General features: G+C 70.6%; 27 protein-coding genes. 17 read left to right on the top strand and 10 right to left on the bottom strand.

What is annotated here, in order from left to right; genetic code table 11:
* Nucleotides 1-12: 12 nt before the first annotated feature.
* The 4 genes from ON27_RS26640 to ON27_RS26655 all read right to left on the bottom strand — a co-directional run bounded on the left by ON27_RS26640 (nucleotide 13) and on the right by ON27_RS26655 (nucleotide 3,095).
* Nucleotides 13-927 carry an RNA polymerase sigma-70 factor gene (locus ON27_RS26640; RefSeq protein ID WP_051047019.1) on the bottom strand — a complete coding sequence of 305 codons (915 nt, stop codon included), beginning with the start codon at nucleotides 925-927 and terminating at the stop codon, nucleotides 13-15.
* A gap of 146 nt (nucleotides 928-1,073) precedes the next feature.
* Nucleotides 1,074-1,991 (bottom strand): CDP-alcohol phosphatidyltransferase family protein, encoded by a 918-nt coding sequence (locus ON27_RS26645; RefSeq protein WP_051047020.1) that lies wholly within the window; start codon nucleotides 1,989-1,991, stop codon nucleotides 1,074-1,076.
* Nucleotides 1,991-2,719 (bottom strand): phosphatidylserine decarboxylase, encoded by a 729-nt coding sequence (locus tag ON27_RS26650; protein WP_043733688.1) that lies wholly within the window; start codon nucleotides 2,717-2,719, stop codon nucleotides 1,991-1,993. Before ON27_RS26650 ends, ON27_RS26645 begins: the two co-directional genes overlap by 1 nt.
* A gap of 103 nt (nucleotides 2,720-2,822) precedes the next feature.
* Nucleotides 2,823-3,095, bottom strand: coding sequence for a GlsB/YeaQ/YmgE family stress response membrane protein (locus ON27_RS26655; protein WP_043733691.1), 273 nt, complete (start codon nucleotides 3,093-3,095; stop codon nucleotides 2,823-2,825).
* A 222-nt stretch (nucleotides 3,096-3,317) separates the two neighbouring features.
* Here ON27_RS26655 and ON27_RS26660 point away from each other — a divergent pair, with 222 nt between their 5' ends.
* Entirely contained in the window at nucleotides 3,318-4,346 is a 1,029-nt protein-coding gene (locus ON27_RS26660) for a beta-ketoacyl-ACP synthase III (protein ID WP_043733693.1), read from the top strand.
* A gap of 110 nt (nucleotides 4,347-4,456) precedes the next feature.
* Here ON27_RS26660 and ON27_RS26665 read toward each other — a convergent pair whose 3' ends face one another.
* On the bottom strand, nucleotides 4,457-4,912 hold the full coding sequence (locus ON27_RS26665) for an SRPBCC family protein (protein ID WP_043733695.1): 456 nt from the start codon (nucleotides 4,910-4,912) through the stop codon (nucleotides 4,457-4,459).
* Between the two features lie 206 nt (nucleotides 4,913-5,118).
* Here ON27_RS26665 and ON27_RS26670 point away from each other — a divergent pair, with 206 nt between their 5' ends.
* From ON27_RS26670 to mnhG, 13 genes are all read left to right on the top strand, one after another.
* Complete coding sequence (locus tag ON27_RS26670) at nucleotides 5,119-5,316, top strand: hypothetical protein (RefSeq protein WP_043733698.1); 198 nt, start codon at nucleotides 5,119-5,121, stop codon at nucleotides 5,314-5,316.
* A gap of 53 nt (nucleotides 5,317-5,369) precedes the next feature.
* Complete coding sequence (locus ON27_RS26675) at nucleotides 5,370-7,037, top strand: NAD(P)/FAD-dependent oxidoreductase (protein WP_043733701.1); 1,668 nt, start codon at nucleotides 5,370-5,372, stop codon at nucleotides 7,035-7,037.
* 13 nt (nucleotides 7,038-7,050) lie between these two features.
* Entirely contained in the window at nucleotides 7,051-8,553 is a 1,503-nt protein-coding gene (locus tag ON27_RS26680) for an ATP-binding protein (RefSeq protein WP_043733704.1), read from the top strand.
* Entirely contained in the window at nucleotides 8,550-8,903 is a 354-nt protein-coding gene (locus ON27_RS26685; protein ID WP_043733707.1) for a UBP-type zinc finger domain-containing protein, read from the top strand. The genes ON27_RS26680 and ON27_RS26685 overlap by 4 nt, the downstream gene beginning before the upstream one ends.
* Nucleotides 8,904-8,974: 71 nt before the next feature.
* Nucleotides 8,975-9,412, top strand: a complete 438-nt coding sequence (locus tag ON27_RS26690) for a hypothetical protein (RefSeq protein WP_043733710.1) — start codon at nucleotides 8,975-8,977, stop codon at nucleotides 9,410-9,412.
* Nucleotides 9,413-9,486: 74 nt separating this feature from the next.
* Nucleotides 9,487-11,754: an AAA family ATPase gene (locus ON27_RS26695; RefSeq protein ID WP_043733713.1), complete on the top strand. Its 2,268-nt coding sequence runs from the start codon at nucleotides 9,487-9,489 to the stop codon at nucleotides 11,752-11,754.
* A 130-nt stretch (nucleotides 11,755-11,884) separates the two neighbouring features.
* A complete protein-coding gene (locus ON27_RS26700; RefSeq protein WP_043733715.1) occupies nucleotides 11,885-13,192 on the top strand; it encodes a hypothetical protein in 1,308 nt (435 codons plus the stop codon).
* 107 nt (nucleotides 13,193-13,299) lie between these two features.
* Entirely contained in the window at nucleotides 13,300-16,203 is a 2,904-nt protein-coding gene (locus ON27_RS26705) for a Na+/H+ antiporter subunit A (RefSeq protein ID WP_043733717.1), read from the top strand.
* On the top strand, nucleotides 16,200-16,577 hold the full coding sequence (locus ON27_RS26710; RefSeq protein WP_043733720.1) for a Na(+)/H(+) antiporter subunit C: 378 nt from the start codon (nucleotides 16,200-16,202) through the stop codon (nucleotides 16,575-16,577). Before ON27_RS26705 ends, ON27_RS26710 begins: the two co-directional genes overlap by 4 nt.
* On the top strand, nucleotides 16,574-18,187 hold the full coding sequence (locus ON27_RS26715; protein WP_174377882.1) for a Na+/H+ antiporter subunit D: 1,614 nt from the start codon (nucleotides 16,574-16,576) through the stop codon (nucleotides 18,185-18,187). Before ON27_RS26710 ends, ON27_RS26715 begins: the two co-directional genes overlap by 4 nt.
* Nucleotides 18,184-18,759 (top strand): Na+/H+ antiporter subunit E, encoded by a 576-nt coding sequence (locus ON27_RS26720; RefSeq protein WP_043733722.1) that lies wholly within the window; start codon nucleotides 18,184-18,186, stop codon nucleotides 18,757-18,759. Before ON27_RS26715 ends, ON27_RS26720 begins: the two co-directional genes overlap by 4 nt.
* Complete coding sequence (locus ON27_RS26725; RefSeq protein WP_043733772.1) at nucleotides 18,756-19,016, top strand: monovalent cation/H+ antiporter complex subunit F; 261 nt, start codon at nucleotides 18,756-18,758, stop codon at nucleotides 19,014-19,016. The genes ON27_RS26720 and ON27_RS26725 overlap by 4 nt, the downstream gene beginning before the upstream one ends.
* Nucleotides 19,013-19,348 carry a monovalent cation/H(+) antiporter subunit G gene (mnhG, locus tag ON27_RS26730; RefSeq protein ID WP_043733725.1) on the top strand — a complete coding sequence of 112 codons (336 nt, stop codon included), beginning with the start codon at nucleotides 19,013-19,015 and terminating at the stop codon, nucleotides 19,346-19,348. The genes ON27_RS26725 and mnhG overlap by 4 nt, the downstream gene beginning before the upstream one ends.
* A gap of 11 nt (nucleotides 19,349-19,359) precedes the next feature.
* On the opposite strand, the gene ON27_RS26735 is transcribed toward mnhG, so the two are convergent.
* From ON27_RS26735 to napA, 5 genes are all read right to left on the bottom strand, one after another.
* Nucleotides 19,360-20,718 carry a phosphatase PAP2 family protein gene (locus ON27_RS26735; protein WP_051047021.1) on the bottom strand — a complete coding sequence of 453 codons (1,359 nt, stop codon included), beginning with the start codon at nucleotides 20,716-20,718 and terminating at the stop codon, nucleotides 19,360-19,362.
* Nucleotides 20,719-20,794: 76 nt separating this feature from the next.
* Entirely contained in the window at nucleotides 20,795-21,940 is a 1,146-nt protein-coding gene (locus tag ON27_RS26740; RefSeq protein ID WP_043733729.1) for a glutamate--cysteine ligase, read from the bottom strand.
* A 12-nt stretch (nucleotides 21,941-21,952) separates the two neighbouring features.
* Nucleotides 21,953-22,636, bottom strand: a complete 684-nt coding sequence (gene sodC / locus ON27_RS26745) for a superoxide dismutase[Cu-Zn] (protein WP_043733732.1) — start codon at nucleotides 22,634-22,636, stop codon at nucleotides 21,953-21,955.
* Nucleotides 22,637-22,794: 158 nt separating this feature from the next.
* The gene (locus ON27_RS26750; RefSeq protein WP_043733734.1) at nucleotides 22,795-23,367 is read right to left on the bottom strand and encodes a LytR C-terminal domain-containing protein; all 573 of its coding nucleotides are present in this window, start codon (nucleotides 23,365-23,367) and stop codon (nucleotides 22,795-22,797) included.
* A gap of 48 nt (nucleotides 23,368-23,415) precedes the next feature.
* Nucleotides 23,416-23,769: a nucleoid-associated protein NapA gene (gene napA, locus ON27_RS26755; RefSeq protein WP_043733737.1), complete on the bottom strand. Its 354-nt coding sequence runs from the start codon at nucleotides 23,767-23,769 to the stop codon at nucleotides 23,416-23,418.
* A gap of 181 nt (nucleotides 23,770-23,950) precedes the next feature.
* Here napA and ON27_RS26760 point away from each other — a divergent pair, with 181 nt between their 5' ends.
* The 3 genes from ON27_RS26760 to ON27_RS26770 all read left to right on the top strand — a co-directional run.
* Nucleotides 23,951-24,541 (top strand): peptide deformylase, encoded by a 591-nt coding sequence (locus ON27_RS26760; protein ID WP_043733739.1) that lies wholly within the window; start codon nucleotides 23,951-23,953, stop codon nucleotides 24,539-24,541.
* Nucleotides 24,531-25,538 (top strand): N-acetylglutamate synthase, CG3035 family, encoded by a 1,008-nt coding sequence (locus ON27_RS26765; RefSeq protein ID WP_043733741.1) that lies wholly within the window; start codon nucleotides 24,531-24,533, stop codon nucleotides 25,536-25,538. The genes ON27_RS26760 and ON27_RS26765 overlap by 11 nt, the downstream gene beginning before the upstream one ends.
* A gap of 34 nt (nucleotides 25,539-25,572) precedes the next feature.
* Nucleotides 25,573-26,250 (top strand): exodeoxyribonuclease III (locus tag ON27_RS26770; protein ID WP_043733745.1); only part of this gene is annotated, 678 nt, incomplete at its 3' end.

A 26,250-nucleotide genomic window follows, 5' to 3' on the forward strand; every position in this document is an offset into this window, starting at 1 on the left:
CCGTGAAGCGCGTCACAGGGAGCGTCGAGGCCGCTCCGGCAGCGCGCCGACCACGCCATCCGGCGCGGTCGACCGGGCGAGATACGACAGCTTCTCCGGATTGACGATCAACCGCAGCGCGGTGACAGCTCCGTCGGCCACCTCGATGCCCACCACGACCAGCGGCGCGCCGTCCACCCGCGCGACCGCGGCGGGGGCGCCGTTGACCTCTTCCACCAGCAGTCGCATTCCCGGCACCTCCCACCGCAGCAGGCCCGCCAGGTACCGCGCCACCTGGTTCGCGCCGACCACCGGCCGCCGGGCCGCGCTGACCTGCCCGCCGCCGTCGGCGGTCGCGCTCACGTCGGCGGCGAGCATCCGTTCCAGCGCCTCGATGTCCCCGTCGCGCGCCGCCTTCAGGAACCGCTCGACCAGTTCGTTGGCATGCTCGGCGGGAATGGCGAAGCGAGTCCGCCCTTCCCGCACGCGTCGGCCCGCCCGGCGGAAGATCTGCTGGGAGTTCGTCTCGGTCACGTCGAGCATGTCGGCGATCTCACGGTGCGCGTAGCCGAACGCCTCGCGCAGCACGAAGACGGCGCGCTCCACCGGGGTCAGCCGCTCCAGCGCGGCCAGCAGCGCCAGCGAGACCAGTTCGCGCTCCTCGACGGTCTCCAGCGGACCGAGCTCGCCGCGCGCGGTCGGCACCGGCTCGGGCAGCCACGGCCCGACGTAGGTCTCCCGCCTGGCCCGCGCCGAAACCAACCAGGTACGGCAGAGATTCACCAGGGCGGTGGTCAACCACGCCTCGGCGGAACGGATCTGGGCGCGGTCGGCGCCGTCCCAGCGCAGGTAGGTCTCCTGCACCGCGTCCTCGGCCTCGGTGGCCGAGCCGAGCATCCGGTAGGCGAGCGCGAAAAGCCGCGGTCGATGCCCCTCGAATTCCCGCAAGCCCCCCCGCCTCTCCGGGTCTTCGGGCCGGACCGGTCGGGTGACGCGAGACGTGCGTCCAGGTCCTGCGTTCAGTGCCGCTGCCGGATCAGGCGTGCCCGACGAGTTACCCATGTACTCACGAAACCAGTTGTGCTCCGAAAGAGCTACTGGAGATCCGAACTCGGTGGCGGGTGCCCGTTGCGCTGCTTCGCCCCGGGGCGGCGCAGGCGCAGACGAGCCGACGAGCCGCGGATGGCAGGCCGCCGGATCGCGGGCAGCCGCCGGTCGGCCCGGCGTTGCGCCCGTCGCTCGGCGGGTTTGTGCGTCCAGGTCTCCGGACGCGCGGCCACCCAGCGCTGGGAATGCCAGGCGAACGGGATATGACCGAGATACAGCGCGACCAGCACCAGCAGCAGCACGATCGGGTAGGTGACCAGCGCCGCCGCGGCGAGCGCGACCAGCACCAGCAGCCCCGCCGCCGCTTGCGGCGCCACCGACACCGACTTCATGGCGAGCGTCGGGATGGTGCTCACGCACAGCGCGGCCGAGAACACCGTCCACGCCGCCACTTCGTAGAAGCCGACCCACCAGCCGTCGCCGAACTGCACGAGCAGCCCCACCGGCACCATCGCGATGAGCGCACCGGCTGGAGCGGGCACGCCGACGAAGTACTCCCGCGCCCAGTCCGGCCGGGTGTCGTCGTCCATCAGGGTGTTGAATCTGGCCAGGCGCAGCACGATGCTGACCGCGAACAGCAGAGCGACGATCCAGCCCACGCTGTTGCTGCTGAGCAGAGTCACGTACAGGACGAGCGCGGGTGCGACGCCGAAGGAGATGGCATCCGACAGCGAATCCAGCTCGGCGCCCATCTTCGTGGTCGCGTCGAGCATCCTGGCCAGCCTGCCGTCGAGGGTGTCCAGCACGGCCGCCGCGCCGATCATGGCCAGTGCGATACCGAGCTTGCCGTCGAGGCCGAATTTCACCGCCGACAGCCCGGAGCACAGCGCCAGGATGGTGACGATGCTGGGCAGCAGCCGGACGCTCCGCCTGCGGCGCCGCTGGGTGGGTACCGCCGCTTCCATCACGCGTCGGCGGTGGCGCCGAGCACGGCGAGCGCGGTCTCGCCACCGATGGTGCGCTGACCGGGCTGCACCAGTAGTTCGGTGCCCGGCGGGAAGTACGTGTCGACGCGGGAGCCGAAGCGGATCAGGCCGTAGGTGTCGCCGATGGTCAGCACGTCGCCGACCTGGGCGTCGCAGACGATGCGCCGCGCGAGCAGCCCGGCGATCTGCACCACGACGATCCGGTTGCCCTCCGGCGTCTCCAGCACCATGGTGTTGCGCTCGTTCACCGAGCTCGCCTCGGGGAGGTCCGCGGAACGGAACTGGCCGGGCTGATGCAGGACCGTTCGCACGATGCCGGAGACGGGCGTGCGCTGCACATGGACGTCCAGCACGGACAGGAAGATGCTCACCCGGGGCAGCGGCTCGTCGCCGAGACCGAGTTCGGCGGGGGGAGCGGCGGTGTCGACCAAGGCGATCTCGCCGTCGGCGGGGGCGACTACGACGCCCGGCCGGTTCGGCGGCACGCGATGCGGATGACGGAAGAAGGTCGCGCACGCCGCCGCGGCGAACAGACCCGTGCGCCGCACCCATTTACGCTTGCCGCCGACGACGGCGACCGCGAGGGGTGCGGCGACGAACGGGAGCCCGGCGGGATGCAACGGAGGGATCGCGTTGCGGACCAGGTCGACGACGTGGCCGACTCCGGTGCGTTCAGGCGTGCCGGGCGGGGTGGGACGGCGGGCCACAGGCTCCTCTTTCGTGCTCGATGCAAACGGGTTGCGCCCCCTCCACGATAGGACGGGCGCAAGCGTTCACACCTTACGGGAAAGGAGCCCGTGGCACGTGGGGTCAGGACCTCACTCGTGCGCCGGTGACCAGGCGCACCAGGAACAACAGGATGACGGCACCGCCCAGGCAGGTGAAGAAGCTGAACCAGAGGCCGCCGCCCTCGACGTCCACGCCGAACAGCTTGAGCATGAACCCGCCGAGCAGACCGCCGATCACGCCGACGACGATATTCAGCAGAATGCCCTGCTGAGCGTCCGTCTTCATGATCTTGCTGGCGATCCATCCGGCCAGACCGCCGATGATGATCCATCCGATAATCCCGAGACCGAGCATGGTGTCCTCGCATCCTAGTTGGGCCACGCCTCGTGCAGCAGTGGCGTGCGTGGACGAGATACCCAGCGATTGTCCGAATACGCGCGGCGAATGAGCGACTTTCGGGCTAATATGAGGAAGCCTCATGTCTATCCACCGATGGGCAGGAGGCTGATGAGGGACCGATTTCGATGCTTTCGGGGAACACCCGGCGGCGCCGCCGCAGGTACATAGGAGACGCAGATGGCTGCTCGAATCGCCCAGACCACCGGGGCTGAGCACACGGCGCTTCTCGGGCTCGGCGTTTACCGCCCTGCTCGAGTGGTCACCAACGACGAGGTGGCAGGTCCGATCAACTCCAGCGACGAGTGGATCCGCACCAGGTCGGGCATCAGGACCCGGCGATTCGCCGACGAATCGGAAACGATTCAGAGCATGAGCGTCGCCGCCGCGCGCGGCGCGCTGGAGTCCTCGGGCATCGCGGTCGACCAAGTCGATTGCGTGATCGTTGCTACCTCGACCCATCTGCTGCTGACACCGGCCGCCGCCCCGCGCATCGCCACCGAACTCGGCATGAACGGCGCCGCCGCCTTCGACGTCTCGGCCGGTTGCGCGGGCTTCTGCCACTCCATCGCGCTGGCGTCGGACCTGGTCCGGGCCGGTACCGCCGCACATGTGCTCGTGATCGGCGTGGAGAAGCTCACGAACACGGTGAACCCGACCGACCGCTCCACCGCCTTCCTCTTCGCCGACGGCGCGGGCGCGGTGATCGTCGGCCCCGCCGACGAGCCGGGCATCGGCCCCACCGTGTGGGGCTCGGACGGCACCCAGCACCACGCCATCCGGCAGGACAAGGACTGGATGGAGTACTTCCACGAGATCGACGAGAAGGGCCTGGACGCGGTGCGGCCCTATCTGGCCATGGAAGGCACCGCGGTGTTCCGGTGGGCCGCGCACTCGCTGGAGAAGGTGTGCCGCGACGCCATCGACCGTGCGGGCCTGTCCCCCGAGGACCTGGACGCGATGATCCCGCACCAGGCCAACGGCCGGATCATCGAGATCATGGCCCGGGTGCTGAAGCTGCCCGAGCACTGCGCGCTGGCCAACGACATCGAGGAGGCGGGTAACACCTCGGCCGCCTCGATCCCGCTGGCCATGGAGGCGCTGCTGCGCAAGGGTGAGTCGAAGCCGGGGGACACGGCGCTGCTCATCGCGTTCGGCGCAGGGCTCTCCTACGCGGCGCAGGTCGTGACCCTGCCCGACTGGAAGTAACACCGCATTCGCCGATGCTCGCCGCGGCGCCGGTCACGGTCCACCGTGACGCTGCCGCGGCGAGCATCGCGTGACTTGTGCGTCGCGGCGAACGGGTCGCCGCGCGGCGCTCAGGCGCCCGCCTCGACCGCTTTCTTGATCTTGCCCAGCGTCTCGTTCATGCCGCGCACCAGCGCCTCCTCGAACGACGCCTCGCCGCCGAGCACGGCGTCGATCGCCTTCCGGGAGAACCAGCTGGTGCCGTTGGGCACGTCGCGCCGCTCGATCAGTCGCGTGCCGGACTCGGTCGGTTCCAGGGTGTAGCTCCATACCGTCCGGTTCTCGTTGATCCGGAAGGCGAATGCCCGGTTGGGCTCGACCCGCACGATGCGCCCGGTGGTCGGCCAGTACTTCTTGCCGTCCCGGTTGAAGTTGATCGTCCAGGTGCCCGCCTTCAGCGCGCCCAGCGCCGTCATGCGCACGCACTGCGGGCTGAACTCCGGCATCCGCTTCAGATCGGCGACCACCGCCCACACCCGCTCCGGGGGCGCGGCGATGTCGATGGTGGCTTCGAGATTTTTCGGCAACGCTGCCTCCGGGATACGAGCGACGGACCGATGGCCGGTTGTCCGAACGCGTGTGGACGATGCGCGCACATTTTAGACGGGACGACAGTTGCGTCACATTTTCGCTACCGCCGCACCCGCCGCTGTAATGCGCGGCGCACAATCGCAGATAGATCAAGCACAGACACTGCCTCCAACTTTCGGCGTCCAACGTGAGGTGATCGGCCGTGAAACTGCGCTCCTTGCTGCATCGGCGACCCGCGGACCGGGTTCCGCTACTGCCCGCCATCGAGCCCGAGGACGGGCGAAGATTCCGCGGCACGACGGCATTGCCGCGCACCGCCCGCGCGGCCGCGCGGGAAGAACGGCTGGAGCGCCTGCTCACTCCGCGTGAGTTCGATCTCGTCCGGCGTCATCGGCTCTGAGCCCTCGGCGAACGCCCACGACAGACCGCACCGACAGGCTCCATACTCGTCAGGTGAGTTCACCCGCTGCCACCAAACCGGCCATCCTGAGCGTCGACGACGATCCAGGCGTTTCCCGTGCGGTCGTGCGCGACCTGCGCCGCCGTTACGGCGCCGATTACCGGATTCTGCGCGCGGAGTCGGGTGCGCAGGCGCTGGAGGCGCTGCGTGAGATGAAGCTGCGCGGCCAGCCGGTCGCGGTGTTGATCGCCGACTATCGGATGCCGGGCATGGACGGCATCGAATTCTTGGAGCAGGCGATGGACCTGCACCCCTACGCGCGCCGCGTGCTGCTGACCGCCTATGCCGACACGAACGCGGCGATCGACGCGATCAACGTCGTCGACCTGGACCATTACCTGCTCAAGCCGTGGGATCCGCCCGAGGAGAAGCTCTACCCGGTGCTGGACGGGCTGCTGGAGGCCTGGCGCGGCAGCGAGCATCGGCCGGTCACCGAGACCAAGGTGGTCGGCAATCGCTGGTCGCCGCGGTCCTCGCAGGTCCGTGAATTCCTCGCGCGCAACCAGCTGCCCTACCGGTGGTACCTGGCCGACGAGCCCGAGGGCGCGCGCCTGCTGGAGGCCGCGGGAGCCGACCCGGAGCGATGCCCGGTGGTGATCACCTCGGCGGGCGAGGCGCTGGTGCAGCCCTCCGACAGCGAACTGGCCCAGAACGTCGGCCTGACCGTCGCTCCGGCCGGGGAGTTCTACGACTTGATCGTGGTCGGCGGCGGTCCCGCCGGTCTGGGCGCGGCGGTCTACGGGGCGTCCGAGGGACTGCGCACCGTGCTCGTGGAACGCACCGCGACCGGCGGGCAGGCCGGGCAGAGCTCGCGCATCGAGAACTACCTCGGCTTCCCCGACGGCCTGTCCGGCGCCCAACTCGCCGATCGGGCGCGGCGGCAGGCCGCGAAATTCGGCGCCGAGGTGGTCACCACGCGCGAGGTGGTGGCGCTGGAGGTGCACGGGTCCGCGCGCACCGTGCGGTTCGCCGACGGCGGCAGCCTGTGCGCGCACACCGTGATCATCGCGACCGGCGTCGACTATCGCCGGCACCCGGCGCCGGGCGTCGACGACTTCACCGGGCGCGGCGTCTACTACGGCTCGGCCATGACCGAGGCGTCCGAATGCGCCGATCACGAGGTCTACATCGTGGGTGGCGCGAACTCGGCGGGACAGGCCGCGGTGTTCCTGTCCCGCAACGCGCGCACCGTGCACCTGCTGGTCCGGGCGGATTCGCTGGAGCAGTCCATGTCGCACTACCTGATCCAGCAGATCGCGCAGATCGCCAACATCGAGGTGCACACCAACACCGAGGTGGTCGCCGCCGACGGCGACGATCACCTGCGGCAGATCGTGCTGCGCGACAACCGGACCGGCGCCGAGGAGAAGGCCGACGCGGAGCGGTTGTTCCTGTTCATCGGCGCCGCGCCGCAGACGGAATGGCTCGACGGCGTCGTCACGCGCGACGACGCGGGGTACGTGCTCGCCGGGCCGGACCTGATGGTCGACGGCGCCCGGCCCGCGGGCTGGGAGCTGTCGCGGCCACCGCACCATCTGGAGACGAGCGTGCCCGGGGTGTTCGTGGCGGGCGACGTGCACGCCGAGTCGGCCAAGCGCGTCGCCTCCGCCGTCGGAGAAGGCGCGATGGCCGTCATGCTCGTCCACCGTTATCTCGCCTGACCAGGAGGCCGCAATGACTTCGAACCAGACCGCGGACCGCAGCAGCAGGCTGGTGTGCGACCCCGCCGAGCTGCGCACCCTGTTCCTGTTCGAGAAGCTGAACGACGAGCAGCTGCAATGGCTGTGCGCAGACGGCCGGATCGAGACCATCGAACCCGGTCTCGTCTTCCGCGAGGGCGACCCGGCCACCTGCTTCTACGTGCTGATGGACGGCGAGGTGGTGCTCACCAAGCAGTCCGCGGGCACCGAGATCGAGCTGGTCCGCACCGAGCACCACGGCTCCTACGCGGGCGCCTGGATGTCCTACATCGGCGACAAGGTCGAGCAGACCTACAGCGGCTCGATGTACGTGACGCGGCCGTCGCGGTTCTACGTCCTGGACGCCGAGGTCTTCGCCCGGATGATGCACGAGTGGTTCCCGATGGCCGTGCACCTGCTCGAGGGCGTGTTCTTCGGCAACCGCAACACCAACGCGCGCATCGGTGAGCGCGAACGGCTGCTCGCGCTCGGTTCGCTGTCGGCGGGCCTCACCCACGAACTGAACAATCCGGCCGCCGCCGCGGTGCGCGCCACCGCCGGCTTGCGCGAACGGGTCGCGGGCATGCGGCACAAGCTCGCGATGATGGCGGAGGGCAAGTTCGATCCGTCGTCGCTGGGCGCGCTGGTGCGCCTGCAGGAGGAGGCGGCCGCCCAGGTCGCGAAGGCGCCGGAACTCTCGCCGATGGAGGCCGCCGACCGCGAGGACCTGCTCGGGGAATGGCTGGAGGAGCACGGCGTCGCCGACGCCTGGAACCTCGCGCCGAACTTCGTGCAGGCCGGTTTCGACACCGACTGGCTGGAACGGGTGGCCGCCACCCTGGAGGGCGCACCGGAGCAGGTCTTCCAGGGCGCCGTCCGCTGGCTGAACTACACCATCGAGACCGAACTGCTGATGAACGAGATCGGCGACTCGACCACCCGCATCTCCTCGCTGGTCGGCGCCGCGAAGCAGTACTCGCAGATGGACCGGGCGCCGTTCCAGGTGGTCGACATCCACGAACTGCTCGACAGCACGCTGGTGATGCTCAGCCGCAAGATCGGCGACGAGGTGCGCGTGGTGAAGGAGTACGACCGCACCTTGCCGCAGGTGCCGTGCTACGCCGCCGAACTCAACCAGGTGTGGACCAACCTGATCGACAACGCGGTGTACGCGATGAACGGCGCGGGCACCTTGAGCATCCGCACCAGACTCGAGAAAGACTGCGCCGTCGTCGAGATCGGCGACACCGGACCCGGCATCGCGCCGGAGGCGCGCAACCGGATCTTCGAACCGTTCTTCACCACCAAACCGATGGGCGAGGGCACCGGCCTCGGGCTGGACATCTCGTTCCGCATCGTGGTCAACAAGCACAACGGCGACATCCGGGTGGACTCCGAGCCGGGCGACACCAGGTTCACCGTCTGGTTGCCGCTGCACCGCCCCGAACAGGAGCAGATCGACGGCGGCACTCCCGCGAACACGGAAGGACAGTCATGACCGAGAACCTCGCGGGCATCGATCCCGCCGTACCGCCCAGCGGCCCCGGTTGCGCGGAGTGCGAGCAGAACTCCGGTTGGTGGGTGCATCTGCGGCGCTGCGCCCAATGCGGGCATGTCGGCTGCTGCGACACCTCCCCCGCGCAGCACGCGACCGGGCACGCCAAGAGCACCGGTCACCCGTTCATCCAGAGTTTCGAGCCGGGCGAGGACTGGTACTACAACTTCGACACCGGGGAGATGTACACCGAGGGGCCGGAGTTGGCTCCACCGCACAGTCATCCGGCTGATCAGGGCGTGCCCGGCCCGCGCGGACGCGTTCCCGCGGATTGGCGGGCACACATCCACTGATCCCCTCGCAACCGGTACGCTGCTGCGAACGCCGGGGACTCCGGCGTCACGATCCACCCGGGAAGCACGGTATGAAACGAATTTCCGCCATCGTCCTGGCCGTCGGGACGGTGGGTTTCCTGCTGGCAGGCTGCGGCGGAGCGGACGAGTCCACCGACGCGAACGGTTTGCGCAAGGGCTCCGCGAGCGCGACCACGTCCGCCTCGGCCGCGCGCACCACCGCTCCCGGCACGGCGACGCCGGACACCCCGGCAGACACGGACGCGCCGGTCACGACGAGACGCGGCGACGCCGCGCTCGGCCCGGCGTCCAGCACCACCTGCGGCGAGTTCCGGAAACTGGACACCGAGGGCGAGAAGGCGCTGATCGAGCAGATCCTCGCGGAGAACCCCGGCGGCCCGTTCGACGGCAGCCCGAACGTCGCGCTGGGCACCGCCAAACTGGTGTGCCTGTCGCCGAGCGTCGCCGACACCTCGGTCGCGGTCGCCGCCGGAATCGTGGAGAAGTAGCCGGCGAGCCTGTTCCACCGCCTCCGGAACGATGAACCGTGACCGATGGCGGGCCCGCGCGGCAGAATGGCACAGTGGCAGAACTGGCACTCACCGCCCGCTTGAATCCCTCGGCCGCCGACGCCCGGCGCGGGGTGGTGCGGCTGCATCCGGAGGCGCTGACCGCGTTGGGCTTGCGGGAGTGGGACGGCATCATGCTGGTCGGCTCACGGCGCACGGCCGCGGTGGTCGGCGTGGCGCGCCAGGGCACGCCCGCCGGGGTCGCCCTGCTCGATGACGTCACGCTGTCCAACGCCGGGTTGCGCGAAGACGCCACCGTGGTGATCTCCCCCGCGACGGTCTACGGCGCGAAACAGATCACGGTGAGCGGCTCGGTGCACGCCACCCGGACGATTCCGGCCGCGACCCTGCGGCAGGCGCTGCTCGGGAAGGTCGTCACGGTCGGCGACGCGGTCTCGCTGTTGCCGCGCGACCTGGGCCCCGACATCAGCTCCACGGCGGCCACCCAGGCGCTGTCGCGCACCTTCGGCATCGCCTGGACCACGGAGTTGCTCACCGTCACCGGCACCGATCCGCGCGGGCCGGTGAGCGTGCAGCCGAACACCGCCGTCGTCTGGGGCGCGGGAGCGGTCGCCGCGCGCGACGCCGCCGATCTGGCCTCGGCCGGAACACCGATTCCGGTGGGCGAGGCTTCGCGCGGCGCCGTCGAAGCCGCCGTCTTCGACACGGCCGCGGGCACCAACGGCGCCACGGTCGGCCGAATCGCGGCGAGCGGCGACGCCACCGCGCGCATCTCGGTCGAAGACCTGGCCGGCTCCCGTAGCCAGGCCGCGAAGCTCGCCGAGTGGCTCAGCTTGGCCTTGGACGAGCCCGAACTGCTGCGCACGCTCGGCGCGCGTCCGCACCTCGGCGTGCTGATCACCGGCCCGGCCGGGGTCGGCAAAGCGACGCTGGCCCGCTCGGTCGCGGCGCCGCGGCGCGTGGTGGAGTTGGACGGCCCGACCATCGGCGCGGCCGAGAGCGGTGCGCGGCTGCGCGTGGTCGCCGAGGCGGTGGCCGACATCGGCTGCGGCAAGGGCGGCGTCCTGCTGATCAGCGACATCGACGCGCTGCTGCCCGCGGCCGCCGAGCCGGTCGCCACGCTCATCCTCGACCAGTTGCGCGCGGCGATCGCCGAGCCCGGCGTCGCGTTCCTCGCCACCACGGCGCATCCCGCCGGGATCGACCAGCGGCTGCGGGGACCTGACCTGTGCGATCGGGAACTCGCGCTGCCGCTGCCCTCCGCCGCGGTGCGCGCGGCCCTGCTGGAGCAGTTGCTGCGCCGGGTGCCGACCGCCGCGCTGGAACTCGACGAGATCGCCGCCCGCACGCCGGGATTCGTGGTGTCGGATCTGGCGGCGCTGTGCCGGGAGGCGGCGCTGCGCGCGGCGTCGCGGGCCAGGGAGCACGGTGAGCCCCAGCTCACCCAACCCGACCTGCTCGGCGCGCTCGAGGTGATCCGGCCGCTGTCGCGCTCGGGCATGGAGGAACTCGCCATCGGCAGCCTGGGCCTGGACGACGTCGGCGACATGACGGAGACCAAGCAGGCGCTGACCGAGGCGGTGCTGTGGCCGCTGCGCCACCCCGACTCCTTCGCCCGCCTCGGCATCGAGCCGCCGCGCGGAGTCCTGCTCTACGGCCCGCCGGGCTGCGGCAAGACCTTCCTGGTGCGAGCGCTGGCCGGCAGCGGCCAGCTCAGCGTGCACGCGGTCAAGGGCGCCGAACTGCTGGACCGGTGGGTCGGCTCGTCCGAGCGCGCGGTGCGCGAATTGTTCCAGCGGGCGCGCGATTCCGCGCCGTCGCTGATCTTCCTGGACGAGGTGGACGCGCTGGCCCCGCGCCGCGGCCAGAGCGCCGACGCCGGTGTCGCCGACCGGGTGGTCGCGGCACTGCTCACCGAACTCGACGGCGTGGAACCGCTGCGTGACGTGGTGGTGCTCGGCGCGACCAACCGGCCGGAGCTGATCGACCCGGCGCTGCTGCGGCCGGGCAGGCTGGAACGGCTGGTCTTCGTACCGCCGCCGGACGCCGCCGCTCGCCGGGAGATCTTGCGCACGGCGGGCCGCGCGGTGCCGCTGTCCGACGACGTCGATCTGGACGCGCTCGCCGAGGAACTGGACGGTTACTCCGCCGCCGACTGCGCGGCGCTGCTGCGCGAGTCCGCGCTCGCGGCGATGCGCCGGGACGTGCACGCGGCCGACGTCACCGCGGCCGACGTGCTGGCTGCCCGGGCGGTGGTGCGGCCCTCGCTGGACCCGTCGCAGATCGACACGTTGCGCCGGTACGCCGACAGTCGCGGCTAGGACCAAGTCCGGAACTGTAGCCATTTCCCGGTAATTCGACTTGAGCCGCAGTTTTCCTGCTCGAGACATTTGCGGGCGAATTTCGGGCAATCACTAGATCGCGTGCACACCACGGGTATGTTCGACAATCGTGCGCAGGGTCAGGGTCGGCGAGATCGTCGACGCGACCACGGCCTTCACCGGAGCCGCGGTCGCGGGCGTCACGCTGTTCCTGCCGGTCACCGTCGGAGCGGACGGCCAGTCCACGTCGTACCGGATCGCGGGCCTGCTCAACAGCGTGCCGCGCAGCGCGGCGCTGGGGATGATCGTCGCCGTGGCGGTCGCCGTGCTGGTCACCACCACCACGCGGCCGCTGACCGGGTGGGCGACAGCGACCGCCGCCGCCGCCGTGCAACTGATCAACCACTTCGCCGGACGTCAGGTGTCGACGGCCGAGGTGCTCACCACGCAGAACTACATCGACTCGGTGTGTGCCGCCGTACTGCTCGGCGGGCTGGGGGCCGTCGTGCTGCGCCGCCCGCTGCCCGGCGCGGCGTTCGCGGTGGGCGGAGTCGGGTTCTTCGGCTTCGGCGACCTGGCGGAACTGCTGAACCTCAACGCCGACGCGTACGCGGTGCTGGAGACCCCGACGCGGTGGATGCTCGGAGCGGCGCTGGCCCTGCTGGTGATCAGCACGTTGCACAACTGGAAGCGCACAGCGGAGCCGAAGACGCCGGGGATGGCGATCGCGCTGCCGGTGGCGCCGATCCTCGCCGCGATGGTGCTCGCGCTGGTGGTCCTGGCCGGCACCGAGTGGCTGGGCCGTCAGTACAGCAAGCTGCCCGCCGAGAGTCACGCGGTCGAGGTCGGGATCGTCGTCGCCGCGACGATCGTCAGCGCGACCGCCGCGGCCATGCTGCTGCCCGGCCGCGACGGCACCGGCGTCTACCTGGCCGTGAGCCTCACCGCGGCCGTCGACGCCGTGGGTTACGCGGTCCGGCCCGGCTGGACCTCCGCGGTGCTGATCGCCTTGACCGCGGCCGGGCTCGCCATCGGCGCCCGCATGCCCTCGGCCGCCCTCGCCATCCTGCTGCTGGCGGGCATCGCGGTCTTCGCCATCGTCACCTCGACCTCCGCGGGCACGGTCGCCTTCGCGCTGATCAGCGGCGTCATCGCGTTGACCGCCGGCTACTGCTGCGGCACGGCGCGACCGCACTACGCGCCCAGCGGCGTCCTCGCGATCACCGCGCTCTACCTGCCCTCCGCGGTCTCGGTGATGCCGGACAAGTTCAAGGACTGGCGCGAGGACGTGGCGGTACACGACACGACGCCGGGCCGCACCGCGCTCGCCATTGTCGTCGGCAGCGCCGTCGGACTGGTCGTACTGCGCAAATTCCGGCCGCGCAGCAAGCGTCCAGCAAAGGGGCAAACCGAAAGCGAATCATTAGCGGATATATAGCTCCCGGCCCGTAGGCATGACGGCCGCCATACCTATTCCGCGAAAAATACGGGCCTTACGTAGGATTGTCCCGAACACCCCGCCGCCCCTACCCGACGGAGTGAGGTTTGCTCGTAATCCTGCTCGCCCATGCCGCGGCCGCGTTGACGGCACCGCTGTGGGTGCGGGCACTGGGGCGCAACGCTTTCTACCTGCTGGCGCTGGTGCCGCTCGGCTGTCTCGGCTGGGTGATCGCGAATTGGTCCGAGCCGCGGCGAGTTCATCTGACCTGGGCGCCGAGCATCGCGCTGAACATCGACCTGCGTTTCGACCCGCTCGCGGCCGTGCTGTGCGCGCTCGTGCTCGGCATCGGAGCGCTGGTGCTGGTGTACTGCGCCGGATACTTCGAGGAAGACGAGCCGCGGCTCGGCGTTTTCGCCGCCGAGCTGGTCGCGTTCGCCGGCGCTATGTTCGGCCTGGTCACCAGCGACAACATGGTGCTGCTCTACGTGTTCTGGGAAGCGACGACGGTGCTGTCGTTCCTGCTGATCGGGCACAACGCCGAGCAGGCGGCCAGCCGGAGGTCGGCGATCCAGGCGCTGCTGGTGACCGGCGCGGGCGGATTGGCGATGCTGGCCGGGATCGTCGTGCTGGGCACGGCGAACGGCAGCTATCTGCTGTCGGATCTGCTGGCGGCCCAGCCGCCCAGCGGGGTCGCGGTCGACGTCGCGGTCGCGCTGCTGCTGGTGGGCGCGCTGACCAAATCCGCGGTGGTGCCACTGCATTTCTGGCTGCCCGGCGCGATGGCCGCGCCGACGCCGGTGAGCGCCTACCTGCACGCCGCGGCCATGGTGAAGGCCGGCGTGTACCTGATCGCCCGGCTCGCGCCGGTGTTCGCGCACAACCCGGTGTGGCACCCGCTGGTGCTCACCCTCGGCCTGGCCTCGATGCTGCTGGCCGGACTGCGCGCACTCCAGGTGGTGGACCTGAAACTGGTGCTGGCCTTCGGCACCGTGAGCCAGCTGGGGTTCCTGATCGTGCTGGTCGGCATCGGCACACCCGCCGCCGCCTTGGCGGGCGTGACGATGATCGTCGCGCACGCGCTGTTCAAAGCGTGCCTGTTCCTGGTGGTCGGGATCATCGATCACGGTGCGGGGACCCGCGATCTGCGCAGGCTGTCCGGTCTCGGCCGCCGGGCTCCGGTGCTGTACGGCACCGCGATCCTCGCCGCGCTCAGCATGGCCGGTCTCCCGCCGCTGCTCGGCTTCGTCGGCAAGGAGAGCGCGCTGAGCGCCGTCCTGGACGCGGACGTGCTCACCGCGCCCGTGCGTGGCGTGGTGCTGGCCGGCGTCGTGCTCGGTTCGATGCTGACGGTCGCCTACAGCATCCGGTTCGTCCAGGGCGCCTTCGCCGACAAGGGCGTCCGAGCGCAGCCCGGTCCCGGCGCCACTCCGCTCGCCCACCACCCGAGCGAGATACCCGTCGCCGCGGACCAGCCGGAATCCGGCGGTCACCTCCGCTGGCACCCGCCAGGCGCCCTTTTCCTGGCGGCGCCGGCGCTTCTCGCCGTCGCGAGCCTGGTGGCCGGTCTGGCGCCGTCCTGGCTCGACGCTCGATTGCGCCCCTATGCCGAAACGCTCACCGGTCCGCCGGTTGCGCACCTCGCGCTGTGGCACGGATTCACCCCTGCCCTGGCCGCGACGCTGCTGATCGTCGCCGTGGGCGTCCTGCTGTACCGGCTGCGCGACCGCTTCCCGGAATCGGCGCGGCCGCGCCTGGGCAACGCCGACCGCGCCTACGACGCCACGCTGCGCGCGATGGACACCCTCTCCCTGCGGATGACCGGCGCCGTGCAGCGGGGATCGCTGCCGCTGAGTCAGGCCGCGATCCTGGTCACGCTGATCATCCTGCCGACGGTCCTGCTCGCCCTCGGCGCCCGCACCGGAGTCACCCTGCGCCTGTGGGATTCGCCCCTGCAATTGGCCATCGGCGCGATCATGGCGGTGACCGCGCTCGCCGCGACGGTGCTGCGCAACCGATTGGCCAGCGTGCTGGTCGTCGGAGTGACCGGTTACGGCAGCGGTGTGATCTTCGCGCTGCACGGTGCGCCCGATCTCGCCCTCACCCAATTCCTGGTCGAGACGCTGACGCTGGTGATCTTCGTCCTCGTCCTGCGCGCTTTCCCCGCGCGGATCGAGGCGCGCCGCAGGACCGCGTTCAAAGTGCGCAGGGCGCTGCTGGCCGTGGCGACGGGAACGGTGGTCTCGGTCCTGGCCGGATTCGCCGTCGCGGCCCGTACCGCCGAACCGATCTGGCCGCTGATCCCCGACGCCGCCTACGAGTTCGGCGGCGGCAAGAACGCCGTCAACGTCCTGCTCGTCGACCTGCGGGCATGGGACACCCTGGGCGAGATCTCGGTACTCGTCGTCGCGGCGACCGGCGTGGCCTCGTTGGTGTTCCGCAGCAGGCGTTTCGGCAGCGCGCCGCGGGCGGCGGACTCACCCGACTACGATCCGGCGCTGGTGAGCTGGCTGCCCGCGGGCCGGCTGGTGGACCGGGCCGAGCGGTCGATGGTCCTGCAGCTCACCACGCGCCTGGTGTTCCCCACCATCATGGTGCTGTCGGTCTATTTCTTCTTCTCCGGCCACAACGCTCCCGGCGGCGGATTCGCGGGCGGGCTCACCGCCGGGCTCGCGCTGACCCTGCGGTATCTCGCCGGCGGCCGTTACGAACTGGGCGAGGCGCTGCCCGTCGACGCGGGCCATGTGCTCGGGGCGGGCCTGCTGCTGGCGGCGGGCACCGCGGTGTCGTCGCTGCTGCTCGGCGCGCCCCCGCTGTCCTCGGCGATCATCGAGGTCTCGCTGCCGGTGGTCGGGCACGTCAAGGTGGTCACCGCGCTGCTGTTCGATCTCGGCGTCTATCTCATCGTGGTCGGCCTGGTGCTGGACGTGCTGCGCAGCCTCGGCGCACGGCTGGACAGCGAGCTGGCCGACGCGCGGACCCCGGCGGGGAACGGCGGTCCGGGCGCATGACGGCCAATCTGACCTTGCTGGTGGTGATCGGCATCCTGGTGGCGTGCGGGGTCTATCTGATCCTGGAACGCGCGGTGTCGAAGATGCTGCTCGGGCTGATCCTGTTCGGCAACGCGGTGAACCTGCTGATCCTCACCGCGGGCGGCGGCGACGGCGAACCGCCCATCCGGGGCGCCGCCGAGACCGAGGAGATGGCCGATCCGCTCGCCCAGGCGATGGTGCTCACCGCGATCGTGATCACCATGGGCATCGCGGCGTTCGTGCTCGCGCTCGCTTACCGCGCCTACATGCTCACCACCAGCGACGACGTCGCCAACGACGAGGAGGACGCGGAGGTCGCGCGGCGGCGGGCCGGAGAGGACCCGGAGACGTGAACCCCGCTCCCGGCCTGCTGCCGGTCCTCATGCCGCTGCCGGTGCTCGTTCCGCTGCTCGGCGCGGCGGGCACGCTCGTGTTCGGCCGCAGGCCCCGCGTCCAGAGCGCGATCAGCGTCGGCGCGCTGGCCTGCGTCGTGGTGATCTGCGCGCTGCTGCTGGTCCTGGTCGACCGGGACGGCACCACCGCGTTGCAGGTCGGCAACTGGGCGGCCCCGATCGGCATCACGCTGGTGGTGGACCGGCTCTCGGCGGCGATGCTGCTCGTCTCGTCGATCGTGCTGCTGTCGGTCGCGCTCTACGGCGCGGGCCAGAACATCCGCGACGGTGACGAGCGGCAGCCGACCTCCATCTACCGCCCCACCTATCTCGTGCTGACCGCGGGCGTCTCGGCCGCCTTCCTGGCCGGTGACCTGTTCAACCTCTTCGTAGGCTTCGAGATCCTGCTCGCGGCGTCGTTCGTGCTGCTCACCGTGGGCGCGACCACCGAACGCATCCGCGCGGGCGTGGCATACGTGATGGTCTCGACGGTCTCGTCGCTGATCTTCCTCACCGGTATCGGGCTGACCTACGCGGCTACCGGGACGTTGAATCTCGCCCAGCTCGCGGTGCGGTTCGGCGCCGTGCCGGAGGGCACCCGCACGGCCGTCTTCGCGGTGCTGCTGGTGGCCTTCGGCATCAAAGCCGCCGTCTTCCCGCTGTCGAACTGGCTGCCCGACTCCTATCCGACCGCCCCGGCCCCGGTCACCGCCGTGTTCGCGGGTCTGCTCACCAAAGTGGGCGTCTACGCGATCATCCGGACGCACTCGCTGCTGTTTCCCGACGGCGGCTTCGACTCGGTGCTGCTGGTGGGCGGTCTGCTCACCATGCTCGTGGGCATCCTCGGCGCGATCGCGCAGAGCGATATCCGCCGTCTGCTGTCGTTCACGCTGGTCAGTCACATCGGATACATGGTGTTCGGGGTGGGGTTGGCCAACGCGGGCGGGCTGGCGGGCGCGGTGTTCTACGTGGCGCACCACATCTTGGTGCAGACCGCGCTGTTCCTGGTGGCCGGACTGATCGAGCGGCAAGCCGGATCGACCTCGCTGCGCCGGTTGGGCGGGCTCGCCGCGGCCAGCCCGCTGCTGGCCGTGCTGTTCTTGGTCCCCGCGCTCAATCTCGGTGGCATTCCGCCGTTCTCGGGGTTCGTCGGCAAGGTGGCGCTCCTGCAGGCGGGCGCCGAGCAGGGCACTGCGCTGGCCTGGGTCTTGGTGGGCGGCGCGGTGCTCACCAGCCTGCTCACCCTCTACACGGTCGCCCGGGTGTGGAGCAAAGCGTTCTGGCGGCCGCGCGAAGACGCGCCCGAGGGACATCTCACCGCGGCGAAGCCGCCGACGCTGATCGAGGAAACGACCGACGTGCACTACGACGAGCGCGCCGATCCCGGCCGGATGCCGCCGCTGATGGTGCTGTCCACCGCGACGCTCGTCGCGGTCGGCCTGTGCCTGTCGGTGCTGGCCGGTCCGATCCTCGCGATCGCCGACCGGGCGGCGATCGACCTGCGCGATCCCGGCGTGTACATCGGCGCGGTGCTCGGCGGCGCACCCGAGCGCCCGGGAGGTCCGCGATGACCGCCGAGCAGACCGGCCGGGGATGGCGGCGCGACACGGTGGTCCGGGTCGGCATCCTGATCTGGCTGACCGTCGTCTGGCTGGCCCTGTGGGGCGATCTGAGCCTCGCGAACGTACTGGGCGGGCTGCTGGTCGGCGCGCTGATCATGGTGGCGCTGCCCCTGCCGCGGGTGCCGGTGACCGGTCGGCTGAACCCGCTTCCGCTGGTCGAACTGCTCGTGGTGAGCGCCTATTACGCGCTGGAGTCCAGTCTCCAGGTCGCCTGGTTCGCGATCCGCCCCGCCGCGACGCCGGTGTCCGGAGTGCTGCGGGTGTACTCGGCCACCCGATCGGATCTGGTGCTGGTGCTGTGGACCGACCTGCTCAACCTGATTCCCGGCACCATGGTGCTGGAGATCGACCGGGGGCGCTACGTCGTCTACGTGCACGTTCTGGACGTGGGCAGCGACGCGGCCGTCGCCGCCTTCTACCGGACCACCCGGCGGCTGGAACGCCTGCTGATCGAAGCGTTCGAACGCCCGACCGGATGGCCTTTCTCCCGGCCGACCACGCCGCCGGAGGCGCCCGCGTGACCGTCGTCGCCATCCTGGCCGCCGTCATCCTGACCGCGGCCGCCCTGCTCACCACCTACCGCGTCGTGGTCGGGCCGAGCACGCTGGACCGGGTCGTCGCCGTCGACTCGCTGATGGCCATCGCCGCCTCCGGACTGGCCGTGTGGGCGGCCTACAGCGCCGACACCACCGTGCTGCCCGCGATCGTCGCGCTGGCGCTGGTCGGCTTCCTGGGCTCCGCCGCGGTGTCCCGATTCCGGGTGCGGGATAACAAATGAACCTCTGGCAGGTGCTCGCCGGCGCCCTGATCCTGTTCGGCTCGACGCTCGCGCTGACCGCCGCGATCGGGATCGTGCGCTTCCCCGACACGCTGACCCGGATGCACGCCGCCACCAAACCGCAGGTGGTCGGGTTGATCCTGGTGCTCATGGGCGCCGCGATCCAGTTGCGCGGCCACGGCAACGTCTGGGCGCTGGTGCTGGTCGGGCTGTTCACGCTGCTCACCGCCCCGGTGATCGCGCACATCATCGGCCGCACGGCCTACCGTGAGCAGCGCCACCGCGACGGTCTGCTGCGCGTCAACGAACTGCGCGACGACGACGTCGACTAGCCCGCCCGGCCTCAGGGCGTGGCCGGCTCGACTTCCCGTTCGGCCTCCCGCTCCTGCCGCACGGTCGCGAACCACGTCGCGTGGAACGCCGCCGCCAGTCCGGCCAGCAACCCGAGCACGACGGTGCCCGCGAGCACCGGGTATTCGGCCATCGGCACGGCGAGGTACCGGTAGGACAGCAGCAGCGCGGCCAGCACGGCCGCACCGGCGGCGACCAGCCGCACCCGGAACCATCCCCAGCCGCGCTCCGGCTCGCGCAGCGCCGACTCGACGGTGAGGCACAGCACCGCGCCCGCGACCAGGTCGACGCCGTAGTGGTAACCGAAACCGAGGGTGGCGGCCAGGGTGGCCAGCAGCCAGAACGTGCCGCCCCAGCGCAGCCAGCTCGGAGCGGCCTCGCCGTCGATGCCGCGGCGGGTGTGCAGGAACACCGACAGCGCCCACGCCGTGTGCATGGAGGGCATGCAATTGCGCGGAACCGCCGCGTCGAACGGCAGCGGCATCGGATTCCGGTCGATCGGCGGCACCACGGCAGGCCAATAGTTCCCCAGTTGCAGCCCGTTGCCGTCCGGGCCGTAGGCGAACATCGGCCCGACCACCGGAAACAGCACATACACCAGGGGGCCGATCAGCCCGAGCACCAGGAAGGTCCGCACCAGATAATGCGACGGCCACCGGCCCGACGACGCCACTCGGCGCAGCTGCCACACAGCCACGACGATGGCCGCCACAGGCAGCTCGATGTAGACCCAGTGCAGCACCGCGTAGACCACCGGCCCGAGCGCGTCGACCGCCCGGCCGAGCACCCACGACGGGTCACCCAGCGCGTGGTCGGCCAGCATCACGTACTCGTCCAGCACTGTGGGCTTGCCGATCACGGTGACGTGCAGCCACACGTCGCCGACCTTGGTGGCCAAGATGAGCAACGCGCCGAGCGCGGCCGCGCGCAGCGCGTCGCGCCGTTCGACGCCGGACCAGCGCAGCCAAGCCACCAGCGCGAGGCCGGTCAGCACGAGCACCGGGCCGTTGCCGACCGCGAACGGTTCCCCCGCCAGCAGGCGAGCGCCCGCCCACACCACGTCGATCGTCACCGCGGCGCCGACCGCGATCACCCGCCGCCGGGCCGAAATGCCCACCAGCGCGAGCACCAGCCCGGCCCAGGGCACCGACATGGATTTGGGTGTGCCGACGTAATCCCGCGCCAAGCTTTCCAGCGGGCCTTCGAATCCCCGCCAGGCGGCGATGCTTTGGAGCACGATCAGCAGAACCGGCACCGCGGCCACCGCCGCGACGACCCGAACCCGGGTCTGTGGCACGTGGCGGCTCGGCGCCGCACTTCCTGCTCTGAAACCCGGGTCTTCGACCAGCATCCGACCATAGTAAACGGGGGGTGAACGCCGTCCCCCTGGCCAGCTGAACAGCAGCCGACCTACCCGCGGGCGGACGCTACTGTTTCAGCTCCTCGACCAGCGCGTCCACCACCGCGACCAGGTCGCCCTGTGCTGCCGCGGCCACCCGGCGCTGCCGCTGATAAGAGGCGCCCCGCTTGGGGATCTCGGCCACCAGCGCGAGTTCGTCCGCGCAGCCCAGCCGCGCCGCCGTCGGCTCCAGCCGGTTCAACAGATCGTTCAGGTCGTCGGTGACCAAGCGCTCGTTGCTGTCGGCGTCGGTGATGATGATCGCGTCCAGCCCGTAACGCGCGGCCCGCCACTTGTTCTCCTGCACATGCCAAGGCGGCAGCGTCGGCAGGTCCTCCCCGTTCTCGACGCGGCGATCCAGGTCGACGATCAGGCAGTGGATGAGCGCGGCCATCGCGGCGAGTTCGGCGCGTGTGGAGATGCCGTCGCACACCCGCACCTCGATGGTGCCCCACTTGGGCGCCGGGCGGATATCCCAGTGCATGCCGCCGAGCTGGGTGAACACCCCGGTCTTGATCTGGTCGTGCACGAAATGCTCGAACTGCGTCCAGTTCTCGAACTGGAACGGCAGGCCCGCGGTCGGCAACTGCTGGAACATCAGCGTCCGGTTGCTGGCGTAACCGGTGTCCGACCCGGACCACATCGGCGAAGCCGCGGACAGCGCGAGCAGATGCGGATACGACAGCAGCAACGAGTTGAGGATCGGGAACACCTTGTCGCGGTGGGAGACTCCGACGTGCACGTGCACGCCCCAGATCATCATCTGGCGGCCCCACCACTGGGTGCGCTCGATCAGCTCGTCGTAGTGCTCCGACCGGGTCAGCTGCTGGGCCGACCACTGCGCGAACGGATGGGTGCCCGCGCAGAACAGGTCGACCCCGAGCGGGTCGGCCGCGCGCCGCACCGTGTTCATGGTGCCGGTCAGGTCCTCCACCGCCGCGCCCACGGTATCGTGCACGCCGGTGACGAGTTCCACAGTGTTGCGCAGCAGCTCCTTGGTCACCTGTGGCGTGCCGTCGTGGGCATGCAGGTCACCGAGCGAATCGAACACCGCCGCAGCGGTATTCGACAGATCGCGGGTCACTTTGTCCACCAGCGCGATCTCCCATTCGACCCCGATGGTGGGCCGGGGCGAACCCTCGAAGGGAACGTGTTCGATTCCTGCCCCGGCCATATGCCACCCGCGTTACTGGATCACGCCACAGGCGACACGGCCACCCGCGTCGCCCGTCGCTAGGGTCGATTCGTCGGGGCCCGCGACGCCATCGGCGCGGACGTAACGGTTGGGGATGTTGCCGAAGTTGTCGGCGTCGGCGTGGATGATCAGGGCCTTGCCCTTCACCTCGTCCAGCGTGACCGAATCGGTGGTGGTGACCAGCTTGGCGGCGCCATCGGAGCGCACCTCCAGCGAGGTCAGGTCACCGCTGGCCGGGTGCGCGTTGGCGCTGCCGACCTGTAGATGACCGCCCGCGGACAGGAAATCGCCCGCCGGGCCGCCGGTCGGCGCGACCGAATTCGCCTCGCACTTGCCGACCTGGTGCACGTGCATGCCGTGGAAACCGGGACGCAGGCCGTGCGCCTCCACGGTGACCTGCAGGTGGTTGCCCTCCTCGACGAAGCTCGCGGTGCCGACCGAGGCGCCCGAGGGGTCTTTGAGCTGCACGCTCGCCCCGGAGGCGGTGTGCGGCGTGCCGTGCTCGGTGCTCGGCAGCCCGGCCGGGGCGGAGGCCCCGGTCCACACCGGCGGCGTCGTTCCCTGGACGTCACTCGACTCCTGGCTGTTCGAGCAGGCGGCGAGGCCGAAGACCGCGACCGCGAGCACCGGGGTCACAGTCCGCCAGGACGGGCGTCGAGTAGTGGACGGGGCCATCGGGGAACTCCTTTACGAGTACCGAGTTTACGAGTAAAGCTGGGTGGACACGTTCGTTACCGGACAAGATGATGCCACGCCCGCCATGTCACGCCCTCGACAGGGCGGCGCGCCCTCATCCGGCCTCCGCCGGGCCGCGTGTGCGCGGCGGTCACGGGTCAATTACCCGTGACGATCACCGTTACACCCGGCCCGGAGTCCCCGATCCCGCTCGATTTCGGCGCGACCGACGCGCCGAGTTCGTCGGCGATGGCCTGCGCCGCCTCCTTCTCACCGGGTGAATTGCCGTAGAAGACCGTGGTTTTCGCGATATTCGCGCCCGGGTAGTTGCCGGTTTCCGCGATCGTCCAGCCACTCGCCGAGAGCTGGTCGGCCGTCTTGGCGGCGAGCCCGGCCACCATGCTGTTGTTGAGCACGCGCACCGGCACCGCACGGGCCGCGGTGGTGGTGGTGGTCGCCGCGGCGGTGGTGGTCGGCGTGCCGGTCGCCGCCGCGGTGGACGAGGCCGCGGCCGAGGTCGGCGCCTTCGGCACGGTCGTGCTCGCCGGGACCTGCGGCACGGCGGACGCGCTCGAGGTCGGCGTTTCGCTGGTTCCCGAGGCGTCGGTATCGGCGTCGGAATTCGACAGCGACATCGCGCCGAGGCCCGCGAAGACGATGGCCAACGCGATCAGCACCATCGCCAGGGCACGCAACGGTGGCCCACCGGAGGTGGGATTCGGGTAGCTCACCCTCGCGAGCCTAGTCGCACCGGGCGGGTCCGGGTCGGCATCGCCGGGTCAGACCTGGAATCCCAGGCGCCGCGCCGACCGCGCCTTCTGCCTGCTCGCTCGCAGCCTGCGCAGCCGCTTCACCAGCATCGGATCGGCGGCGAGCGCCTCCGGCCGGTCGACCACCGCGTTCAGCACCTGGTAGTACCGGGTCGGCGACATGGCGAACAGCTCGCGAATCGCCTCCTCCTTCGCCCCCGCGTACTTCCACCACTGCCGCTCGAAGGCCAGGATGTCGAGCTCGCGGCGGCTCAGTCCGTCGCCGCCGGCCTGCTCGGCCGCGGCGGCTGCAGCCGTGCCGTCTTCGCTCGCGGCAGGGCCGTCCTGGGTCGCGGAAAGATTCCGTGCCGCTGCGCCGTCCATCTCGCTCCCTCGCCGAGTGACCACCAGACGAAAATGGTGCTTGTACGTCGCGGGATATTCAACCACGCTCGCGGGAAATCGCCGGTCCGCGGCGCGGCGTGTTCCCTACCCGCCGGTAGTCTTCCCGGCGGCGCGGACACCCGAGGCGCTGTGACGCGGCCCCCACGGCAATAATTGGCCCATGGCAATCCTCCCGATCGTGATCGTCGGCGACCCGGTTCTGCACAACCCGACCGCGCGGGTCGACCGATCGCCGGAGGAATTGGCTCCGCTCATCGCGGACATGTACGACACGCTCGACGCGGCGCACGGCGTCGGACTCGCGGCCAACCAGGTGGGCGTCGGGCTGCGCCTGTTCGTCTACGACTGCCCGGACCTCGGCCCGGACGGCACCGCCACCCGGCGCCGCGGCGCGGTGATCAATCCGGTGCTGGAGACCTCGGAGATCCCGGAGACCATGCCCGACCCGGACGACGACGAGGAGGGCTGCCTGTCGGTGCCCGGCGAGCAGTTCCCCACCGGCCGCGCCGAATGGGCCAAGGTGACCGGCACCGACGAGCACGGCGAGCCGGTCGAGGTGGAGGGCAAGGGCTTCTTCGCCCGCATGCTCCAGCACGAGGTCGGGCACCTGGACGGCTATCTCTACGTGGACGTCCTGATCGGCCGCAACGCACGGGCGGCCAAGAAGGCGATCAAGCGCAACGGCTGGGGCACACCGGGTCTGAGCTGGCTGCCCGGCACCGACCCGGACCCGTTCGGGCATGACGACTGACCCCGCCGCCGGCCTGCCCGATATCCCGCTCGGCCGCCGCGTGGTGCTGCGCTATCAACTTCCCGCGGGTTATCCCCAACCGCTGACCGACGTGATCGGCGAGCTCGTGTCGCTGGACCCGCCGACCGTGCGCGGCGCGGGCGGCGAGATCGTCTCGGTCGCGCCGGACCGCGTGATCGCGCTGAAGGCCATCGGTCCCCGCCCGATCCGCACGAAGGAGATCCGCGCGCTGGAGGCGGCGGCCGCCTACGCCTGGCCCGGTGTCGAGCACACCTGGATCGACGGCTGGCTGGCGCGGGCCGGCCACGGGTACACCGGTCGAGCGAATTCCGCTGTGCCGCTGGGCAGTTCCGCGAGCCCAGCCGTCGCGTCCGCGGACACGCTGCACCGCATCGGCGAGTGGTACACCGCGCACGGCCTGCCGTTGCGGCTCGCGCTGCCCGACCGGCTGGCCCCGGCGCCTCCCGGCTGGCACAGCTGGCGGGAGACGCTCGTTCTGGCCATCGATATCGACAACTTCGTACTGCCTCAGGGGCCTTCGATGGTGCGGATCGCGCCCGCCCCGGACGCCGATTGGCTGGAGCTGCACCGCTACGGCGGTGAAGATCCGGCCGCGCGGGCGTATTCGGCTCCCGCGCCGGACCCCGAGGTGCTGACCGCGGTCATCGACGGCGAACTCGGCTTCGCCTCGCTCGGCCTGCCGCGGCCCATCGCGATCGGCCGCGCTGCGCTCACCACCGCCCCGGACGGACGCCGCTGGGTCGGCCTCACCTGCGTGGCCGTCGCCGCCGCGCACCGCAGGCACGGTCTCGGTTCGCTGGTCTGCGCCGAGCTGGTGCGCTGGGGCAACGACCGCGGCGCGACACATGCCTATCTCCAGGTGGAGGCCGCCAACGAGCCGGCCGTCGCGATGTACCGCGACCTGGGTTTCGTCGAACACCACGCCTACCGCTACGCCGCGCCGGAACCGCTCGCCGGGCCCGGCGGCCTGCGGTAGAACAGACCTGTCAACAGTGCGAAGGAAGGCCGCAGTGCGTCTCGCCACCTGGAACGTCAACTCGATCCGCTCCCGGCTCGACCGTGTCGCGGACTGGCTCGACCGCCAGGACATCGACGTGCTCGCCCTGCAGGAGACCAAGTGCCGGGACGACCAGTTCCCGTTCGAGCGCTTCGACGAACTCGGCTACGAGGTGGCCCACCTGGGCATCAACCAGTGGAACGGCGTGGCGATCGCTTCCCGGGTCGGCCTCGCCGACGTCGAGTTCGCCTTCCTCGGCCAGCCCGGGTTCGACAAGGACGCGGGCGAGTCGCTGATCAGCACGCCGGTGGTCGAGTCCCGCGCGCTCGGGGCCACCTGCGGTGGCGTGCGCGTGTGGAGCCTGTACGTGCCCAACGGCCGCACGCTGGGCGATCCGCACTACGCCTACAAGCTGGAATGGCTTGCCGCGCTGCGGGACAACGGCGCCCGCTGGCTGGCCGAGGACCCGCGGGCGAAGATCGCGCTGGTGGGCGACTGGAACATCGCGCCCACCGACGACGATGTGTGGTCCGTGGAGTACTTCGCCGACAAGACGCACACTTCGCAGCCGGAGCGCGATGCCTTCCAGGCCGTCGTCGACGCCGGTTACGCCGACGTCATGCGTCCGTTCGCACCGGGGCCCGGCGTCTACACCTACTGGGACTACACGCAGCTGCGCTTCCCGCGCAAA

The organism is Nocardia asiatica NBRC 100129 (genome assembly GCF_000308415.1).
Taxonomy (GTDB): Bacteria; Actinomycetota; Actinomycetes; order Mycobacteriales; family Mycobacteriaceae; genus Nocardia; species Nocardia asiatica.